This is a genomic window from Teichococcus deserti (genome assembly GCF_001982615.1).
Classification (GTDB): domain Bacteria; phylum Pseudomonadota; class Alphaproteobacteria; order Acetobacterales; family Acetobacteraceae; genus Pseudoroseomonas; species Pseudoroseomonas deserti.
The window spans coordinates 1-775 of the sequence record NZ_MLCO01000587.1 but is presented as its reverse complement, the minus strand read 5'-3'; the positions used below and the strand labels follow the sequence as shown (position 1 = coordinate 775).

The window sequence follows — 775 nt, the reverse complement described above, 5'->3', positions numbered from 1 at the left end:
GCGCGGCGCCGCCCGGCCAGGACCAGGCCAGGCTGACCACCGGGACCGAGTGATCCTCGGCCAGCCAGGCGGTGAAGCCGCCGCCTTCGACGACCTGGATCGGCATGGAGAAGCCGGCGGGGGCCGGCGCGTTCGACCCGCTCATGCCGCGCCCTCCGGCAGCAGCCAGCCTGACATGGCGGGCTTGCTGAAGACCAGGCGGGCCGCGGCCTCGAGCTGCGGCCGGGTGACGGCGCGGATGCGGGCCGGCCAATGCTCGACCGCGTCCAGCGGCAGGCCGACGGCGAGCGCGCTGCCCAGGATGCGCGGCGCCGAGCCCAGGCTGTCGAGCGCCAGCAGCGTGCCGGCGGTCAGCTGGCGGATGGCGCGGGCGGCCTCGGCCTCGGTCACGCCATCGGCCAGCAGCGTCTGGATCTCGGCGGTGATGGCGGCCTCGATGGCGGCGGTGGGGGTCTCGCGGCGCGGGGTGACGAAGATCTCGAAGCTGCCGCAGCCGACCGAGTCGCCGTCATAGGAGCAGCCGGCCGAGACGGCGAGGCCGGTGGTGACCAGCGCGCGGTGCAGCCGCGAGCCCTGGCCGCTGCCCAGCAGATGCGCCAGCACCTCCAGCGGATAGGCATGGCGCGCCTGCTCGCCGCCGCCGGGCAGGAAGGGGGCGACCCAGCCGCGCAGGAAGACGGCCTCGCGCACCGTGGGATCGCGCACCACCAGCCGGTCGTCCTGCGGCTGCGCGGGCGCCGGCGCCCGGGCCCGGATCGCCTTGTCATAGGGGGCG

1 protein-coding gene is annotated in these 775 nt (G+C 76.4%); it reads right to left on the bottom strand.

Annotation, left to right across the window (positions count from 1 at the left end; translation table 11 throughout):
• Nucleotides 1-141: 141 nt before the first annotated feature.
• On the bottom strand, nucleotides 142-775 hold a 634-nt coding region (locus tag BKE38_RS30220; RefSeq protein WP_131829828.1), incomplete at its 5' end, for a M16 family metallopeptidase.